Origin of the sequence: Sphaerisporangium sp. NPDC051017 (assembly GCF_040683095.1) — a bacterium.
GTDB lineage: Bacteria > Actinomycetota > Actinomycetes > Streptosporangiales > Streptosporangiaceae > Sphaerisporangium.
The window spans coordinates 24127-41775 of record NZ_JBFBCI010000047.1 but is presented as its reverse complement, the minus strand read 5'-3'; the positions used below and the strand labels follow the sequence as shown (position 1 = coordinate 41775).

General features: G+C 67.7%; 16 protein-coding genes and 1 pseudogene. 7 read left to right on the top strand and 10 right to left on the bottom strand.

Going from position 1 to position 17649, the window contains the following annotated elements:
- Positions 1 to 140 precede the first annotated feature (140 nt).
- From AB0M95_RS29730 to AB0M95_RS29720, 3 genes and pseudogenes are all read left to right on the top strand, one after another.
- Positions 141 to 1226, top strand: a complete 1086-nt coding sequence (locus tag AB0M95_RS29730) for a Xaa-Pro peptidase family protein (protein ID WP_363771483.1) — start codon at positions 141 to 143, stop codon at positions 1224 to 1226.
- A 129-nt stretch (positions 1227 to 1355) separates the two neighbouring features.
- A pseudogene (locus tag AB0M95_RS29725) lies at positions 1356 to 1844 on the top strand (acyl-CoA dehydrogenase family protein); the annotation flags it as partial.
- Positions 1845 to 1858: 14 nt separating this feature from the next.
- Complete coding sequence (locus AB0M95_RS29720) at positions 1859 to 1948, top strand: hypothetical protein (protein ID WP_363771481.1); 90 nt, start codon at positions 1859 to 1861, stop codon at positions 1946 to 1948.
- Positions 1949 to 2121: 173 nt separating this feature from the next.
- Here AB0M95_RS29720 and AB0M95_RS29715 read toward each other — a convergent pair whose 3' ends face one another.
- The 7 genes from AB0M95_RS29715 to AB0M95_RS29685 form a co-directional block, all read right to left on the bottom strand.
- Positions 2122 to 2571: a hypothetical protein gene (locus tag AB0M95_RS29715; RefSeq protein ID WP_363771478.1), complete on the bottom strand. Its 450-nt coding sequence runs from the start codon at positions 2569 to 2571 to the stop codon at positions 2122 to 2124.
- A 290-nt stretch (positions 2572 to 2861) separates the two neighbouring features.
- On the bottom strand, positions 2862 to 2999 hold the full coding sequence (locus AB0M95_RS29710) for a hypothetical protein (RefSeq protein ID WP_363771475.1): 138 nt from the start codon (positions 2997 to 2999) through the stop codon (positions 2862 to 2864).
- 183 nt (positions 3000 to 3182) lie between these two features.
- Positions 3183 to 6341 carry a PQQ-dependent sugar dehydrogenase gene (locus AB0M95_RS29705; protein ID WP_363771472.1) on the bottom strand — a complete coding sequence of 1053 codons (3159 nt, stop codon included), beginning with the start codon at positions 6339 to 6341 and terminating at the stop codon, positions 3183 to 3185.
- 319 nt (positions 6342 to 6660) lie between these two features.
- Entirely contained in the window at positions 6661 to 8187 is a 1527-nt protein-coding gene (locus tag AB0M95_RS29700; protein ID WP_363771469.1) for a hypothetical protein, read from the bottom strand.
- Positions 8184 to 8528 carry a helix-turn-helix transcriptional regulator gene (locus AB0M95_RS29695; RefSeq protein ID WP_363771466.1) on the bottom strand — a complete coding sequence of 115 codons (345 nt, stop codon included), beginning with the start codon at positions 8526 to 8528 and terminating at the stop codon, positions 8184 to 8186. The genes AB0M95_RS29700 and AB0M95_RS29695 overlap by 4 nt, the downstream gene beginning before the upstream one ends.
- An 86-nt stretch (positions 8529 to 8614) precedes the next feature.
- On the bottom strand, positions 8615 to 9646 hold the full coding sequence (locus AB0M95_RS29690) for a tyrosine-type recombinase/integrase (RefSeq protein ID WP_363771463.1): 1032 nt from the start codon (positions 9644 to 9646) through the stop codon (positions 8615 to 8617).
- Positions 9647 to 9756: 110 nt separating this feature from the next.
- Positions 9757 to 10464, bottom strand: a complete 708-nt coding sequence (locus tag AB0M95_RS29685; protein ID WP_363771461.1) for a transposase family protein — start codon at positions 10462 to 10464, stop codon at positions 9757 to 9759.
- 112 nt (positions 10465 to 10576) lie between these two features.
- On the opposite strand from AB0M95_RS29685, the gene AB0M95_RS29680 reads away from it, so the two are divergent.
- The 4 genes from AB0M95_RS29680 (at position 10577) to AB0M95_RS29665 (ending at position 15093) form a co-directional block, all read left to right on the top strand.
- Positions 10577 to 10909 (top strand): transposase, encoded by a 333-nt coding sequence (locus tag AB0M95_RS29680; protein WP_363771458.1) that lies wholly within the window; start codon positions 10577 to 10579, stop codon positions 10907 to 10909.
- A 172-nt stretch (positions 10910 to 11081) separates the two neighbouring features.
- The gene (locus tag AB0M95_RS29675; protein WP_363771456.1) at positions 11082 to 12926 is read left to right on the top strand and encodes a long-chain fatty acid--CoA ligase; all 1845 of its coding nucleotides are present in this window, start codon (positions 11082 to 11084) and stop codon (positions 12924 to 12926) included.
- A gap of 64 nt (positions 12927 to 12990) precedes the next feature.
- A complete protein-coding gene (locus AB0M95_RS29670) occupies positions 12991 to 14172 on the top strand; it encodes a thiolase family protein (RefSeq protein WP_363771453.1) in 1182 nt (393 codons plus the stop codon).
- A 348-nt stretch (positions 14173 to 14520) separates the two neighbouring features.
- Positions 14521 to 15093 carry a TetR/AcrR family transcriptional regulator gene (locus tag AB0M95_RS29665; protein ID WP_363771450.1) on the top strand — a complete coding sequence of 191 codons (573 nt, stop codon included), beginning with the start codon at positions 14521 to 14523 and terminating at the stop codon, positions 15091 to 15093.
- Between the two features lie 68 nt (positions 15094 to 15161).
- On the opposite strand, the gene AB0M95_RS29660 is transcribed toward AB0M95_RS29665, so the two are convergent.
- The 3 genes from AB0M95_RS29660 to AB0M95_RS29650 form a co-directional block, all read right to left on the bottom strand.
- A complete protein-coding gene (locus AB0M95_RS29660; protein WP_363771447.1) occupies positions 15162 to 15314 on the bottom strand; it encodes a hypothetical protein in 153 nt (50 codons plus the stop codon).
- Positions 15315 to 15569: 255 nt separating this feature from the next.
- Positions 15570 to 16724, bottom strand: a complete 1155-nt coding sequence (locus tag AB0M95_RS29655) for a CoA transferase (RefSeq protein ID WP_363771444.1) — start codon at positions 16722 to 16724, stop codon at positions 15570 to 15572.
- A complete protein-coding gene (locus AB0M95_RS29650; protein ID WP_363771441.1) occupies positions 16724 to 17620 on the bottom strand; it encodes an enoyl-CoA hydratase in 897 nt (298 codons plus the stop codon). Before AB0M95_RS29650 ends, AB0M95_RS29655 begins: the two co-directional genes overlap by 1 nt.
- Positions 17621 to 17649: the final 29 nt, after the last annotated feature.

The following is a 17649-nucleotide window of genomic DNA, read 5'->3' as shown; positions in this document are numbered from 1 at the left end:
CGCGCCGATCCCGCTGGGGGGACAAATGGGACAAGATGCCCGGAGGCTCGTGATCGGGGGGCGGCAGGTGGGGCAGACGGGGGGAATCGGGGTGGAATACATTGGGCGATGTGACAACGACGTCGTCTGATCTTTACCCCGTGACCCGCGTCGCGGCCGTGCGCGAGGCCGCTGCCGCCGCGGGAATCGACGCCCTGCTGCTGACGCCCGGCCCCGACCTGCGCTACGTCAGCGGGTACGACGCGCCGGCCTCGGAACGGCTCACCTGCCTGGTGGTGCCCGCCGAGGGCGAGGCGTTCCTGGTCGTGCCCAGGCTGGAGCTGCCCGCCGCCGAGCACTCCCCGGCTGCGCGGCTCGGGCTGGAGTTCGTCGCCTGGGACGAGACCGACGACCCGTACGCCCTGGTCGCCTCGAGGATCGGCTCCCCGGCCACCGTCGGGCTGGCCGACCGCATGTGGGCGATGCAGTCGCTGCGCTTCCGCTCCGCGCTGCCCGGCGCCGAGCAGGTGCTCGCCGGGTCCGTCCTCGGCGGGCTGCGCATGCGCAAGAGCCCCGCGGAGGTCGCGGCGCTGCGCGAGGCGGGCGCGGCCATCGACGCCGTCCACGCCCAGGTCCCCGGGCTGCTGAAGGCCGGCCGCACCGAGCGCGAGGTGGGCAGGGACATCGCCGAGGCGATCCTCGCCGCCGGGCACGTCACGGTCGACTTCGTGATCGTGGCCTCGGGCCCCAACGGCGCCAGCCCGCACCACGACCTGTCCGACCGCGTCATCCAGGCCGGTGAGCCCGTCGTCGTCGACATCGGCGGTCAGATGCCGAGCGGGTACTGCTCGGACTCCACCCGCGTCTACAGCGTCGGCGAGCCGCCCGCCGACTTCGCGGCCTACTACGAGGTGCTGCGCCAGGCCCAGGAGGCCGCGTGCGCCGCCGTGCGCCCCGGGGTCTCGTGCGAGTCGATCGACGCCGCCGCCCGGCGGATCATCGCCGACGCCGGCCACGGCGACCTGTTCATCCACCGTACCGGCCACGGCATCGGCCTGGAGACCCATGAGGAGCCCTACATCGTCTCGGGGAACGCCGAGCCGCTGGCGCCGGGCTTCGCCTTCTCCGTCGAGCCGGGCATCTACCTGCCGGGCCGGCACGGCGCCCGCATCGAGGACATCGTCGTGTGCACCGAGACCGGCGCCGAGCGCCTCAACGACCGGCCCCGCGACCTGGTCGTCGTGTGATCTCCGGCCGTGACGACCCGATCTCCGTCACGGCCGCTCGGGCCGGCCGGGCCCGCGGGGCGATCCTCCGCGCGGCGCGTCCCCTGCCCGTACCCCCCAGACCCGACCTCTGCGATCCGGAGTGAATAGATGGCGGTCGACCGCGTCCTGCCCACGCCCGAGGCCCACGACCTGCTCGACCTCGTGAGAGACCTCGTCGCCAAGGAGGTCGCCCCCCGGGCGGCCGGCGACGAGGCCGAGGGCCGTTTCCCGCGCGAGGTGTTCACCACCCTCGGCCGCAGCGGCCTGCTCGGCCTCCCGTACCCGGAGGAGTACGGCGGCGCGGCCCAGCCGCAGGAGGTGTACCTGCAGGTCGTCGAGGAGCTCGCCGCGGCCTTCCTCGCCGTCGGCCTCGGCCTGTCGGTGCACACCCTGTCGTGCTTCCCCGTCGCCGCCTACGCCACCGGGGAGACCCGCGCCGCGCTGCTGCCGGACATACTCGGCGGCGAGCTGCTCGGCGCGTACTGCCTTTCGGAGCCCCAGTCGGGCTCGGACGCCGCCGCGCTCACCACCCGGGCGCGGGCCTCGGCGGACGGCAGCTACGTCCTGGACGGCGTCAGGGCGTGGACCACCCACGGCCCGTAGAGCGGTACATGCGCGAGGCCAAGGTCCTGCAGATCGTCGAGGGTGCCAACCAGATCCAGCGGCTGGTCATCTCCCGCTCCATCACCAAGGACGGCTGATCCGTTCCACGGCGAGGCCCGCGCACGGCCCCTCGGCCGGCGAGGCGCCGCCGGGACGGGACGAGAGCCGGTGACGCGCGGCTTCCACGTGCCCCCGGCGATCGGGCCGGTGCCCCGGGCCGGCTCGTGGCCGCGGAGGGACGGCCGCCGCTCGCCGCGCGGACGTGCGTCCGTCACAGGGAGAGGAGCTTCTCCAGGCGGCGCACGACCGGGCTCCAGGTCGGGGGCAGGGTGTAACGGACGACGCTCCTGCCGTGGTAGGTGAGGGTGTGCTTGTACATGTCCGCGCCGGGCGGCTCCGGCTGCGAGCGTCCCAGGCGCAGCCGCCCGAGGTCGCCGCGCAATGCGCGGATGTCGTGCGCGGCCAGGCACGGCTCGCGCGCCGGCCCGGTGCGGTGCTTCACGACGGCGCACCCGTCGGTGTAGATCGTCACGCGGTCGTCGGCGCCCACGAAGCCGCCCTGACGGCGCAACCTGATCAGGGAGGTCCTCTTTTTCTGGACGGCCGGCCGCTGTCCCGCGGCCTCCAGGACGACCGCCCGCGTGACAGGCGGCGCCTGCCGCGCCTGGGGGGACGTGGCCCGGGCGGCGGGCGACGCGCAGCCGGTGACCAGTGCGGGCACGAGCGCTGTGAGTAACGCTGTGAGTAACGCGGTACGCCAGGCCCTCATGTCCTTTAGACGTACCCGGCTGCCCGGACGGCTCACCGGCCCGCGCTCATATGGCCGAGCGCGCGGCAGCGTGCGACGACGCGGAGTGGCGCCTTTCCTGAAACCTTCGCGGTCCCCGGCTCGACCTGGCCGACCAGGCCCCGCCAGGCCGTGCGGAGCGGTGCCCAGCGGCGCGTCGCCCGGGTAGACGACGTAGTCGCCCGGGCCCAGTTCGACGGGTTCACCGGCCCGCCCGGCGCCGACTACGCCGACAGCTCGGGCTGCTGCTGGCCGTGGCCGTGATCGGCGCCGCCGAGGGCGAGCCAGCGATCGAGGGCCTCGACGTACGCGTCGCCGGGATCGCCGCTTACGAGCGCCTCGGATGCGGTCGCGTCGTGCACGTTTCCGGGTGTGAGGATGGTCGACGGCGGCAGGCCGCGGCGTGCGTGCTGGTGGATGCGGCCCCGCCTATCGCTCGCGATGACGGCGGACTGTAGGCCTCGGGATGGAACAGAGGCAGTTAGCGCCGACGGGAGAGCGGGAGCCGATGCTGTTATGCAGGTGTCCCGCCCTCCCGTCCGGTGTCACTTGCGGATCTGGGTAATCAGTACCTTTCCATCGCGTGTCAGCGATGCCGGAGCATCGACTTTGGTGGCCCTGTCGACGAACCTGTTGAGGTGGGCGAGGGCCTCGTTGGTGCGGCCCGCTTCGTCGGCGTCGCGCGCCTTGGTCAGCGCGTCGGCGAGTTGCTTCGCCTCGTTTCGGCCGAGGGCACCCGAACCCTGGTGGCGCTCGATGAGGGTGAGCAGGTCGGCGAAGGACGTGGTGGTCGTGAATGTGATGGTCTTACCGGTGGTGTTGCCGGCCGTGTCCTTGCCCGTGATCACGAGTCGGTGCTCGCCCAGCGGGAGGAGGGACAGGTCGACAGGCTTGCCGGACTCGACCGGCTGTCCGTCCAGGGACGCGGTGCTCTTGCCCGGGCCTGAGGTGGCGTCGGTGACCGTCCACGAGGGCGTGATGGTGGTGGAGTCTCCATAGGAGGCGCCGTCCTCGACACCGGCTAGGTCGACGGCCGGCGGGGTCTTGTCGAGATTGAGCGGCAGTTGACGGTTCTGGGTGGTCACGCCCGCGCTGTCGATGGCGCGGTAGAGCACCGTTCCCTTGTGGTCGGTCTTGATGACGGTTGTTCCGGAGACCCAGGTGGCGCCGCCGTCGAGGGAGTACTGGCCGGTCCAGAGTCCGGGGGTGAGACCGGAGTAGGTGAGCGTGACGTCGCCGGTGTACCAGCCGTTGTCACCGGTCGGGTCGGCCGGGGCGGCGGCCGCGGTGACATCCGGCAGGGTCTGGAACTGAATGTTGCGGACGAACAACTCCGGCTGCACTCCGTTCCAGTCCGCGACGAAGTACAGATCGTGCACCCCGCCGGGGTCGGTAACGCGGGTGCTGAACCACTTGTAGACCCGGCTGCTCAACGAGGTGGAGCCGGTGCTGGGCACGCCACTGAACTTGGCAAGGACCGGACCGGTGGGAGAGTCGGTGTGGACGGTCAGGTTCACGCCGGCCAGTCGTGTGGCGAACTCGACGTTGAGGTGGTCGACGCCCTTGACGTTGATGCGGGGGAACATGAACCAGTTGCCGGTGTCGGGGATGAACAGTTGCCCGGTGTAAAGGCCGACTCCCTGCCCCTTCTGGTAGGTGGATCCGGCGTACTGGCGAGGGTGGAGAACGACGTCGCTGGAGCCCGTCAGCGCGGGGGTGTCGGCGACGCTGCCACCGTCGGTGTAGATGGCTTCGACCACATGGAAGACGTACGCGCCGGGTCCGTGTGCGGCGTCGCGCCCCGGTACGAGCACACCGGTGCAGTCGGCCTTGGGAGTCGCCTCTGCCATGGGGTGGCCGTGCATGTTGTGGCCGAGTTGGTAGGTCACCTTGACCTTGGTGCAGTCGACGGTGCCGTCCTCGGGGTCGGTGACCTTGATCTTGAAGGGAAGGTTCTGCCCGAACTCGGCCCAGCCGCCGTCGGTGGGAGTCTCGATGGTCACGGTAGGCCTGGTGTTGCCCGCCACCACCGACAGGTTGCCGACCGCCTCTGCGCCGCCGGTGTCGGTGACGGTTACGCGCGGGTGGAACTGTCCGGCGGTGGTGAAGGTGTGGGTGGCCTTCGATCCGGTGGCGTCGGCGGTGCCGTCGCCGTCGAAGTCCCAGGAGAAGGTGAGCGCGTCACCGTCGGGGTCGGTCGAGGTCGAGGCGTCGAACTCGACGGTCAGTGGAAGTGGGCCGGAGTCGGCGCTGACCGATGCGCGCACCAGCGGAGCGCGGTTTCCCTCGACGTAGTCGATGCGGTAGATGCCGGAGTCGTCGTTGCTGGCGCCCCAGCCGTTGCCGTATTCCAGCAGGTACAGCGATCCGTCCGGGCCGAACTCCATGTCCATCGGCTTGCGGAAGTCCATGTCCGGCAGCAGTTCGTGCATCTCCTTCGGCGCGCCCTGCGCGTCGAAGTCGGTGGTCTGAATCCAGTCGGTGGTCCAGTCGAACAGTAACCGGCGGCCGTCGAACCACTGGGGGAACTTGGCGGTCGAGGGGTTGTCGGCGTCGTAGTGGTACTTCGGTCCGGCCATCGCTCCGCCGCCGTACAGGTCGGGGAAGTACTCCTGCTTGTCGTAGGTGTAGTAGATCGTCGCCGGCTTGATCGGCGGCAGGTTCACCAGGCCGGTGTTGTTGGGCGAGTCGTTAACCGGGCTGTCGCAGTCAAACCACGGGCCGGGCTTGTCCTCGACGTAGTTCCAGTCGTTGTAGGGAACGTTGTTCATAGTGCAGTACGGCCAGCCGTAGTTGCCGGGTCCGTCCATCAGGAACAGCCGCACGTGACCGGCGGGTCCACGCTGCGGATCAGGCAGGACGGCGTCCGGTCCGTAGTCGGCCATCCACAGCTTGCCGGTCGCCGGATCGTAGTCGCCGATCGTGAACGGGTTCCGGAAACCCATCGCGTAGATCTCGGGACGGGTCTTCGCCGTGCCCTCGGGGAAGAGGTTGCCTTCGGGGATGCCGTACCCACCATCGGCCGTCGGCACGATCCGCAGGATCTTGCCGTTGAGGTCGTTGGTGTTGGCCGAGGTGCGCTGGGCGTCGCCGTCGGCTTGGCCGGGCCGCTCATCAGTGCCGGGGAAGCCGCGCGAGGCGCAGCAGTTGGTGTTGTCGCCGGTCGAGATGAACAGGTAACCGTCACTCGAGGCCAGCAGGTCACCGGCGCTGTGCCCGCCGGACACACCCTTCGGGTGCTGGATGTCGATGATCACCTTCTCTGAGGCGAGGTCAAGCACGTTGCTGTCGCTCAGGGTGAACTGCGAGACCCGCGATATGTAGGAGGTGGCCCAGTCCGGCCGGGAGAAGTGCAGGTACAGGTGGCCGGTCTTGGCGAAGTCGCGGGCCAAAGCCAGCCCTATCAATCCCAGTTCGCCGGTGACCCGCACGGGCACGGTGCCCGCGACCGCCGAGGATTTGGTCTTGGGGTCCCATACCTTGACCCGGCCGTCGCGTTCGATGTAGATGACCCGGCCGTCGGGGGCGACGCTCAGCCGGACCGGCTGGGTCAGGTTCGTGTTCTCCAGCAGGACCTTCTGGAATCGGTCGTCGGGGGGAGGCGGCGTGGTGTGCGGTCCGGGATGTGCGGTGGCTTGGGCCGCTGGTGCCAGCGCCAGGGCCAGCGAGAACAAGGCCACCGTGAGGCGGCGGAAAGCGGGCACGGCATCTCCAATCAGCCTGCCGGCCCCGAGCGGGCCAGGCGGATGGCCGGCGGAAGGGGGGATGGGGTATAGGGGGGAAGGTTCGGAACTTTCGTCACTAAAGTCGAAAGACGTGTTGAAACTAGCAAAAGTTTCGCGGCCCTGTAAACAACTTGCTTCCTCATGCGACAATTCCCCCGCCCCTTCCCTGGCCGTTGGCGGTCTTGCACCACGTCCAACGGGCCGACGCGTGGATTCTCCGAGGTGTGGAGAGATCGCCGCGTCAGCTTGTAGGACATGCGGAGCAGCTGCGCGGCGCCCGTCCGCTGTCGACCTCAGGTCATGATGGTGCGGACGGCGGCGGCGATGGCCAAGGGCCGCCGCCGCTACGGCCCTGGTCAAGCGGTCCGGATGGGGCATGCCAGCGGGTGCTGGGTGCGGTGAGGCGGGACGCGTGCCGGTGGACGACGGCCCACCGCACGAAGTTCGCCGACCGGTCCCGGTGGCTCTGGGTGTGATCGGTGAGCCAGAGGTCGAGGTGGGCTTGGGTGCAGGTCGCCAAGGTCAGCTCGCGTGCTTCGAGCCAGTCCAGGACGGCCGCGGCGGCGGTGACGTGCTGGCGGACGTTCATGGCCTGCTGGTGGGAAACGGGCTGGCTGTTGAGGCGGCCGCGGAGTCGGCGGAGGTGGTGCCAGACGGCGTATCCGTGCAGGATCCGGTGGTGCTCAGGGACGGTGCGTGCCGCGATGGTCTGGTCGATCCACCCCTCGAGGGCGGTCAGACGCTCGTCTCGGTCTGGGAGTGCTCCTGCGGTGACCAGCATCGACCGCAGGTGGTTCAGGGTGAGGCCGGCCGGCATGGTGTCGATTAGTTCGTGGGAGAGCCGTCGGTGCCCGCTCGCGAGTTCGCGTAGCGTCGTGCTTACTCCGGGCCTGGTCAGCCAGGTGTCCACGCTGTCGGGCCGGTCCGTCTGGACCAAGGCCTCGCGGAGCTGATCGAGTTCGCGCGGCGTGGCACCAGCGGGCGAGGTGAACAGCTCGGTCAGCTTGCGGTCCAGAGAGCAGCGCGCGCATTCGGCGGTCGAGAGCCGCCAGGTCGTCTGGCAGACCGCGCAACGTTTCCAGAACGTCGGATCGGGGTTGAGGCAGCGGGCGCAGAGCGGCTCCTCAAGGGTGCCGCCCTTGAGGATGGCGCCGGTGCCGCAGTTCGAGCACACGATCCAGCGCTTCCGGCACCGCTCGCAGACGGGCTTGCCGATCGCGCGGGAGATACCGACCCGGCTGCTGGTCGAACCGCAGAAGCTGCAGGGAAGATCGTGGCCGGGTCGACAGCTCTGGCAGACCGGCCCGGCCTCGGTGACCGCAGCGACGCGCCGGTTGTTTCCGCAGCTGACGCATGGTTTCCAGCTTCGTGGGTCTTGGTGCCAGCAGTTCTGGCAGAGGGACTGCCCGTTGTCGTTGCGGCGCGCGGTCGGCCTGATCTTGCCGCAGCGGCCGCAGGCCACTGCCCGGGCTTTGGGCCCGCATCCGTGGCAGAGGCGTACTCCCTCGATAGGCGAACCGAGCTGCTTGCGTCTGCCGCAGCGCGGGCATGACGGCACGACCACGGCCCTGGCGCCGGCCTCTGCGAGAGCGTCGATGAGGCGCAGGACGCTGGGCGTCTCGGCGCGAGCGCCCTGGCCCGTGAGCAGATCGGGCTGGCTCACGATGGCCTGGGCCAGACGGCGATGTCCGTCGGGCCGGGCCGCGGCCCGATTCACCGCCGCGAGGAGGGCCTCCCGCGCAAGAGCGGGCTCGAGCCCGGCCAGCACGTCGAGTAGAGCATCGACCGGATCGTCCGGAGCCGGAGGTTCAGGGCGGCCGGTCACGGTGTGGTCCCGGTGATCCGGGCGCGCTTAGGACGCAGGTCACCGATGCTGTCGGTGGTCGTGATTCCGCTGGCAGCGGCCTTCTTGGGACGCGTGCTGGGTATGGCGGCCGCGATGGGTTCGATGAGGTCGTCCATCGTGCAGTCCAGGGTGTCCAGCAGCGCCATGAGGATCTTCAGGCTGAGCCGTTCCGGCCGCTCCACCACCAGCCGATAGACCTGGCTGGTCGACAATGTGACCCCGCGTTCGGCCAGCGGCGCGAGAAGGTCGGTGGTGGAGAACATGCCGCGGTCGGCCATCACCTTGCGTAGATGCCAGCGGTAGTCGAGCTTGCCGTTCATTCCCCATCGCCTCCTCGCCCTTCGGCGAACGCCGGTGCCAATGCCCGGGTCAGGGCCGCGTTCATGAAGTCGTCGCTGACGTGGGTTTAGATCGCGGTAGAGCTGTCGCATTCGTGGCCGACCTGCTGCTGGATGAACCGCCGGTCCACCCCGTCCTCGGTGAGGTGCGTGACGCAGGCGTGCCGTCCGGAGTGCGGCGTCAGCTCATTCGGCAGGCCCAGCGCCTCTCGGTAGGCGACGAACCGGGCGTTGATCTCCGAGGGCTTCACCCGCCCGCCGCGTTCGGTGAGCCAGAGCGTCGGATGGTCGGGGTAACCGAACCGGGGCCGGACGTTCTCGACGTAGTCAGCGACCGCCTCCACCGCCCAGTCCATCACCGACAACACGTTCCTGCGCCGCGGCGGCTGCCCTCTCTTCGCCTTGCCGTAGCGAACGTCGAGGATGCCATACCGGCCGAACTGGGGCGCTTTGGGGTTGCGTCCCCAGTCGACCAGGTCCAGCTTGGACGTCTCGGTCCGGCGTAGTCCCCACCCGTAAATGGTCTTGAAGATGGTCGCGTCTCGGTAGGCGGCCAAAGCGCCCTTGCGCCCGGAACGCACCGCCCGCTCGACCTGATCATCGGCGTAGTCCAGGAACTGCTGGAGCTCCGCGCGCGTGAACGGCCTGGCCTCCGGGCTGCCCTCGTAATCGTTGAGGTGCACTCGGGTGTTCCACTCGTGGCAGATCGCCACCGGGAAGGTGCCGAACTCCTCTTCGCAAGCCGCTACCCAGCCGTAACGGGCATCGATGAGGAACTCGGTGAACAACCGGACGTCGCCCTGGTACGCCCGGATCGTCGACGGAGCCAGATGCCGTTCGCTCGTCAAGTACGCCGACCACTCGTCCATATGCGCAGGCGACCATCGCCAGGGAAACTCGTCGGTGAACTCACGGAAGCGACGGATCAGCTTCTCCCGGTCCTCGACCGTCTCATCCCGAAGCCCCCGCGACTTCTGCTGAGCACGCCAACCCCGCAGCATCGCATCGAACATCGCCTCCTCAGGCCGCAGCAGCGTCACCCCGGAGACCAACTCCAGCCCTGCTGACCCCGCTAAGGCCACCCTGCCTCGCTGCACCACCCCGGACCATCCCTTCTGAAGGGAATATCTTGCATCAGATGGGATCTCTCTGGCAAACTACCTGATCAGACACTCGAGCCACAGCCGCAGCAGGCGCGAGAATGAACCACTTACGACGTGGCGACCTGCGACTCCTCGCCCGTCTGATGCAATTCCCGAGGGTTGGCGTAGCAGCCGGCCCGATCCCGGCAGATCACCTGGATCCCGGGGTGGGCCTCCAGCCAGGCCGCGAGGGTGTCGGCGGTGCGGTCGACCAGGACGTCGATCACCTGGTGGGTGGCCATGTCGAGCAGGACGGTTCCGTAGCGGTGCCCGCGGCGCAGGGCGAAGTCGTCCACACCCAGCACCTGCGGTGTCGTCACCGATGGTTCCGGCAGGGCACGGATCAGGCGGATCAAGGTCATCCGGCCGACACCGATCGTCAAGCGGGCACTCAACCGGGCACCGGCCCGGCCACCGACGGCCAGCGCGATGGCTGCGAGCCCGTGGCGAGCCGGCATGCTGTGGCGGCCGTACCGACAGGTGAGCCCGTCGATCTGCTCGGCGAAGGTCTTCTTCGCGCACGACAAGGTGTCGCAGAAGAACCGGCGTACCTGCAGGTGGATGACCGTCTCCCGCTCGCCGATCGCGGGACCGAGCAGTCGCCGCTGGTAGCGGCTGTGGACCCGTCGCGACACCGTCGCGCAGGCCGGGCAGCATGCCGCTCGGCTGCCGGTCTGTACCTCCACACGGACCGTGGCTACCTGCACCGCCACGTCCACGATGTGCAGAGCGGCCAGATGGGGGAACACCGCCCCAAGAAGATCCGCGATGAGCATGCATCATGATCGCGCAACAAGATCACGGAATTTGTGCCAGAGCCAGAACCTCATGTCCGTTGACAATCAGGTTCTCCGGTGAGGTCTGCCAGCCCTGCCCGGTCCGCTCGGCGTGCACACAGCCACCACCCGGGGACGCCGGCTCACCATCCGCGACCAGAAGATTCAGCAGGCACTGGATGCCGCCCGCGTCCAGCAGTCCACCACAGCATGGCAGCAGAAGTACAAACTCCGCGCGGGAGTCGAGGGGATCATCCGTCAAGCCGTCGCGGTCACCGGCATCCGCCGAACTCGGTATCGCGGGCTGGGCAAGGTCCACCTTGACCACGTCTTCTCTGCCGTGGCGTTGAACTTGATCAGACTGGACGCGTGGTGGAGCGGGCACCCCCTCGACCGAACTCGGACCAGCCCCACCTCCAGGCTGGAACGCACCCTCGCCGCCTGATCACGAATAAGCCACCAGGGTCAAACCGGGCCGCAAACCCCTCCAACGGGACCCGGAGCAGTGGCAGCTCGGGCCCGCACTCCGACGGTCGGCTCCTACCTTGACATGACTCGATAATTTCAAGACGCTAAGTCCTAATAAGAGCCGGGCGCGCGAAGTGAGGGAGCCCAGCGTGATTGGACAGCACGTGACGGCCGAGACCGAACCCGGTACGAGCATCGGTGAACCGATCGAAGCCTCGACGTTGGCGGAAGCGTTTCAACGGACCGTAATGAAGTACCCCGACAAGGCCGCTCTGCGGACCATCGGAGGGGGTGTCGAACTGACCTGGTCCCATCTGAACGAGCGAGTCCGATCCGTCGCCGCCGGCATCGACGCGCTCGGCGTAAGGAAGGGGCACAAGGCCGCGATCTTGATGCGCAATCTCATCGAGAACCATCTGACGGACTACGCGGTGGCTCACCTCGGCGCGATCCCGTTCGGCATCTTCAACACCTCGTCGCCTGAGCAGATCGCCTACCAGGTCGGCCACGCCGAGGCCAAGCTCGTCATCACCGAGACGAAATTCCTCCCCAAGGTGCGGGAAGCGATTGCCTCATTGGGAGATCTCGTCGAGAACATCATCGTCGTCGATGGCGAAACCGGCACCTCGCAGGGCATCGAGAAGACGCTGGAGGCGGTCGAGGGGTCCGGCAAACCCGACTTCGATTTCGACGCCGCCTGGCAGGCCATCGAGCCAGAGGACATCGAGTGCATCATCTACACGTCGGGCACCACGGGCCCACCCAAGGCGGCGCAGTGGTCGAACCGGATGATCATGTCCGGCCTGCGCTCGGTCGGCCAAGCGATCCCGCTGCCGCACCGTGGAATCCTGTCATTCTTGCCAATGGCTCACGCCGGTGGCCGCAACAACGGTCACCATTACGCCCTCGTCTACGGGGCGACTTTGACAGTATGCCCCGATGCGACCGACGTGCCCAAGGCGCTCGTCGATGTTCACCCCGACCTGTTCTTGTCCTCCCCACGCATGTTCGAGAAGCTTCAGGTAGCGATCGAGGCGATCATCGAGGACACACCCGAGCCACGGCGCGGGAAGCTGAAGGCGGCCATCAGTATTGGTCTGCGCTTCGCGCACGCCGAAGACGCGGGTTTTACCGGGTCGGTGGCCGGCTTGGCGCCCCTGAAGGCGGAACGCGAAGAAGGCTTGAAGCTACTCAAGCCGATCCTCGAGAAGGTCGGACTCGACCAGCTCGACGCGGTCATCATTGGTGGTGCGACGGTGACACCCGAGCTCGTGCACTTCTTCCGCGCCGTCGGTGCCCCGATGCTCGAGGCATACGGCGCCACTGAGGTGTCGCTCAACGTCTTCAACCGAATCGACGACTTCAAAACCGGCACGGCGGGCAAGCCGCTGCCCGATGTCGAGCTCAAGCTCGCGGAAGACGGCGAGATCTTGTGCCGGGGCCCGCTCAACATGTCGGGTTACTACAAGGAGCCGGAAAAGACGGCCGAGGTCATGGACGGAGACGGCTGGATCCACACCGGCGACATCGGCGAGCTGGATGACGACGGTTTCCTCAAAATCATCGATCGCAAGAAGGAAATCATCATCAACTCGCACGGCAAGAACATGTCTCCGGCGGTGATCGAGACCGCGATCCTCGAGGAGAGCTCACTGATCGCGCAGTTCGTCGCCATCGGCGAGGCTCGCCGCTATGTCGTTGGGCTGATGACCCTCGACCCGCAGGCGGTCAACACGTTCGCGAAGCAGGATCCCGAGCTCGGGATCCTCGGCTACGACGAGGTCATGGCGTCCGCCAAGTTGCGCGAAGAGATCCAGCGCGCGGTCGACCGGAGCAACGCTCGACTCAATAGTAACGAGCAAATCAAGAAATTCATTATCCTGGGAAACGCCTGGGAGATCGACAGCGATGAATTGACGCCGACGGCGAAGGTCAAGCGCCGCATCATCAATCAGAAGTACGCCCGTCAGATCGAGGCGCTGTACGTTGAGTGACCACACGCCGAGTTGCTGAGCAGGACCGCGGATCTGTAACCACTCCATTCGACAGGCGGATCTCATGACAAAGGCGTTGATTGTAAGCGCGGTGCGAACGGCGATCGGCACTTCGTTCAAAGGGGCCCTTGCGGGAACATCGCCCGAGAGGTTGGCGACTCACGTCCTGACGGAAGCGGTCCGTCGATCGGGAATAGCGCCCAACGACATCGACGACGTGATCCTGGCGGAGAGCCTGCAGGGTGGCGGGGACATCGCCCGTTATGCCGCCGTCCAGGCGGGAATGATCTCGGTCCCGGGCCAGGCCGTGAATCGGCATTGCGCCGGCAGCCTCACAAGCTTCGGCAACAGTGCTGCCACGATCATGGCGGGCATGGCGGATGCGGTCGTGGCCGGAGGCGTGCAGTCGTCGTCCCTGGCTCCAACGCTGACGTGGCGGCTTCCTGGCAAGCCGGACGAGGTACGAGAGGGCATGGCGCCCACCTTTCCCTATGCTGAGGACGCGGACGATGACGTGACCCTCACTGTGGGATGGAATATCGCGCAGAAGTTCGGTCTGAGCCGAGAACGTATGGACGCGTGGGCCGCGCGTTCACACACGCGTGCGTGGTCCGCGATCGATGAGGGCGTGTTCGCCGACGAGATCGTGCCCATCGAGGTGACGACGCCCGATGGTCGGCTGATCGAGTTCGCCGTCGACGAGCACCCGCGTCGCGACTCGAGCGTTGAGAGGTTAGCGCAGCTGAAGCCCTTGCATCCGGAGATTGACGGGTTCTCCATCACCGCCGGGAATGCCTCGGGGATCAACGATGCCGCCGCCGCCTTGGTCCTAGCCGGCGAAGACTTCGTGCGAGACAAAGGCCTGACCGCCTTGGCTTCAGTGCGGGCTTGTGCGGCGGTGGGTGTCGCACCGAAACTGACAGGCACCGGTGCCATCGAGGCCATCTCGAAGGTGCTCGGCCGGGCCGGGCTGTCGGTGGGCGATGTCGGCCTGTGGGAGATAAACGAGGCGTTCGCTTCGGTTCCGGTCGCCGCATGCCAGGAGTTGGGCATCGACGAGTCCATCGTGAATCAGTTCGGCAGCGGCTGCAGTTTGGGGCATCCTGTCGCGGCTTCCGGCGCGCGTATGCTCACGACTCTGGTGCACCAGTTGCGCCGCACCGGCGGTGGAATCGGAGTTGCCGCGATGTGCGCAGGTGGGGGACAAGGTGGCGCTGTCGTGGTGGAGGTCGACCGTCCAGAATAGGCGGAGACACGCGGGCGGCCACTCACGCGCCGGTTCGAAACCGGTCAGCCCCGGGTCGAGCTGGTCAGGATGATGGATCCGCTGTTTCCGCCCTCGACGATCGCCGGGGCCGCCGCGGCGATGGCGTGCCACGCGCCGAAGAGGTTCACCTCGACGATGTCGCCGGAAGATCGTCGTGTCGAGCGGATCCAGCTTCCCGCCTGCCCGCGAGCACCGCCCGGGGGGTGAGGTGAGTGACGGGGCCTGTTCGGCAACCGGACTCGGGGGCGGTAAGGGTAGGGCGTCGCGGTGCGTGAAGTGGATCATCTGCCACCGCAGAGGTTAACGATCGGTCCGTATACTGACGTGGTGAATCGGGAGCAGAGGATCCTGGAGGCGGCCGAGAAGCTCTTCTTCGAGCGCAGCTTCGACGGTGTCGGCGTCGATGCGATCGGCAAGGAGGCGGGTGTCACCGGCTCCGCGATCTACCGGCACTTCGACAGCAAGGACGAGATCCTCGCGGTGCTCTTCGACCAGGCGACGGATGCCCTGCTGCTACGCATCGGAGAGCCGCTGGACGACCCCCGCGAGGAACTGACCCGCCTGGTCCGCGCGCATGTCGAGTTCGCCGTCGGCCATTATCGGCTGGCCGGCATCTGGGCTCGCGAGCAACACGCGCTGACCGCCGCGTACCAGCGCAACGTCCTTCGTCGGCAGCGCCGCTACATCGACCGCTGGATCGACGGGCTGGACAAGTGCTATCCCGGGCACTCCAATGAGGATCTGCTCTCCACGATCCGGGCGCTGCACGCACTCATCATGTCGGACGCCACCCGTCCGCCCGGTGGCAAGCGCGCTCCGAAGCTGCAGACCTTGCTGACTAATCTGGCCATGGCGGCACTCGAGGGGCTGGCCCAACCCGCCGCGCAGGCCACGGGCTGACATGCCCTGGAATGGTCGGCGGGCGGTGAAGCGCACCAGCGCGGAATCGCACGCCTGCGGAGCTTCGATCAGTTGTGGTACATCGACATGCCGACGTCTATTGCGAACCGGTTCGGGGTGCTGAGTGTAATATACGTGCGTTCAGCCCAGCTTCGATCGTCCCGCGACACGTGCGCGTGCGGCTCGATCGTCGGGTGGCAGAAGAAGTCGTCGGTGATCAATTGCTTTCCTTTCTCGAGGTTCGGGTGCTCAGTGCGCGGCGGCCTCGGCTAGATTCATCCACGATCGTCACCTGGGGCGACTGGGCAGTGGTGTCGACGAGGCGTACGAGGCGGGCGCCGCGATCACGGTGCCCGGCTTCCCGAACTTCTTCATCATCAACGGACCCAACACCAACGCCGGCCACGGCGGCAACCTGTCGGGGTCCAGAAGTTCCGGCTCGTCGACCTCATCGATGGAGGCGCGCGCTGAGGTACTCACTCTGTGGCCGACCATCCCAGGTCGGCCGAGTACGCGCCCAGGCGTGGCGGGTCGCGCCGGTACGCAGCGGGTGTCCGCGAGAGCGTGATGGGGTTGCGCACCTGCGCGACCTGGAGACCGTCGTGGTCGACCTCTGGACGGACGATCGGGTCGAGGCCCAGTTCATGCGCGAGGGTGAAGGCTTGACCGAGGTCGTTGATCGGGCCACACGGCACACCGCGCGCGCTCAGCAACTGGAACCAGTGGTCGGCGGTCTCGGTTACGAAGGTCGCCTCGAGCTCGGCGATCAACTCGGTCCGGTGGGTGACCCGTGACGAGTTGGACGTGAACCGCGTGTCGTCCGCGAGATCGTCCCGGCCGATCGCGCTCACCAGAATCCGGAACTGCCGGTCTGTGGTCGCGGCCACCGCCAGCGGGCGGTCCGCCGTGTCGAACGGCTGATATGGCGCGACGCTGGGATGGGCGTTGCCCAGGGCTGTTGGTACGGCCCCGGTCAGCACGTGCGCTGACGACTGGTTGGACATGGCCGAGAGCAACGACGAGAGCAGGTTGACTTCCACGAGCTGACCTTCGCCGGTCGCGTCCCGGCGCCGCAGGGCCGCCTGGATCCCGATCGCGGCGTGCAGGCCCGTGATGACGTCGACGAGCGCGACGCCGACCTTGGCCGGCTCCCCGGGCCAGCCGGTGATGCTCATCAGCCCGCCGGCGGCCTGGGCGATCAGGTCGTAGCCGGGCAGGTGCGCTCCGCCGCCCGACCCGAAGCCGGTGATCGAGCAGTACACAAGTCCCGCGTGGGTCGACGCGAGTTGCGAGTAGCCGAGGCCGTACTTGTCGAGCGTTCCTGGGCGGAAGTTCTCGACGAAGACGTCGCACCCGTCCACCAGGCCCCGAAGGGTCCGCAGGTCCGCCTCGTCGGCGAAATCAAGGGTCACCGACCTCTTGTTACGGTTGGTACCGAGGAAGTAGGTCGCCTCGCCCTCGTACCAGGGTGGACCCCATGTCCTCGTGTCGTCGCCGGTCCCGGTCCGTTCGACCTTGATGACGTCCGCGCCGAGGTCGGCGAGCAGCATCGTCGCATGGGGTCCGGCGAGTACCCGGCTCAGGTCGAGGATGCGCACACCGTCCAGCGCGCCGCCGGGAGTTTCGGCCATCACGCCTGGCTTCGCCGGGCCGGATGGATCGCCGGTGCGTTGCGCCAGTCCGGCAAGCCGAGTTCGGGAGTGCCGACGATCGACGTGCCGCCGGACTCGGCGGTCCAGTGGGCGTGGTTGAGCTGGTGGATCGTGAAGCAGGCGCCGAGCGCGTTGGCAAAGCCCATCGAGTCGACAGTCTGGTTCACCGACTCCTTGATCATCAGTGCCGTCATGGTGGGTAACGCGGCGATCCGCCGCGCGAACGTCAGCGTGTCGTCGTCCAGATGCTCGGCCGGGAACACCTTGCTGACCATGCCGAGCCGGTACGCCTCCTCAGCGTCCAGAGAGTCGCCGGTGAGCAGCAGCTCCTTGGCCTTGCGCGGGCCGAACTCCCAGGGATGGCCGAAGTACTCGACGCCGCACATGCCAAGTCGGGTCCCGACGACGTCGGCGAATGTCGTGCCTTCCGCGGCCACGATCAGATCGCAGCACCAGGCGAGCATCAGGGCCGCCGAAAGGACGCTGCCGTGGACCTGCGCGATAGTTATCTTGCGTAGGTTTCGCCAGCGCCGCGTGTTGTCGAAGTAGTAGTGGTACTCCTGGCGGTGCCGGCTCTCGATGGGACCGGCGGTGGCGCCGTTGCACGTGTAGGTCTCATGCCTGTCCGGTCCTGGCTTGCGCTCGGCCAGCGCTTCACGGGAGCCGAGGTCGTGCCCGGCAGAGAAGGCCGGCCCGTTCCCCTTGAGGATCACGACCCGCACGTTGTCGTCGCGTTCCGCACGACCGAAGGCGTCATCCAGCTCCACCAGCAGCCCGCGGTTCTGCGCGTTGCGAGTACGGGGACGATTCAACACGATCCGTGCGATGTGCCCATCGTCGAGAGTCTCGTACTCGATGAAACGGTATCCGCCCACCCGTCTCCTCCCGGTCGCCAACCGCTCCA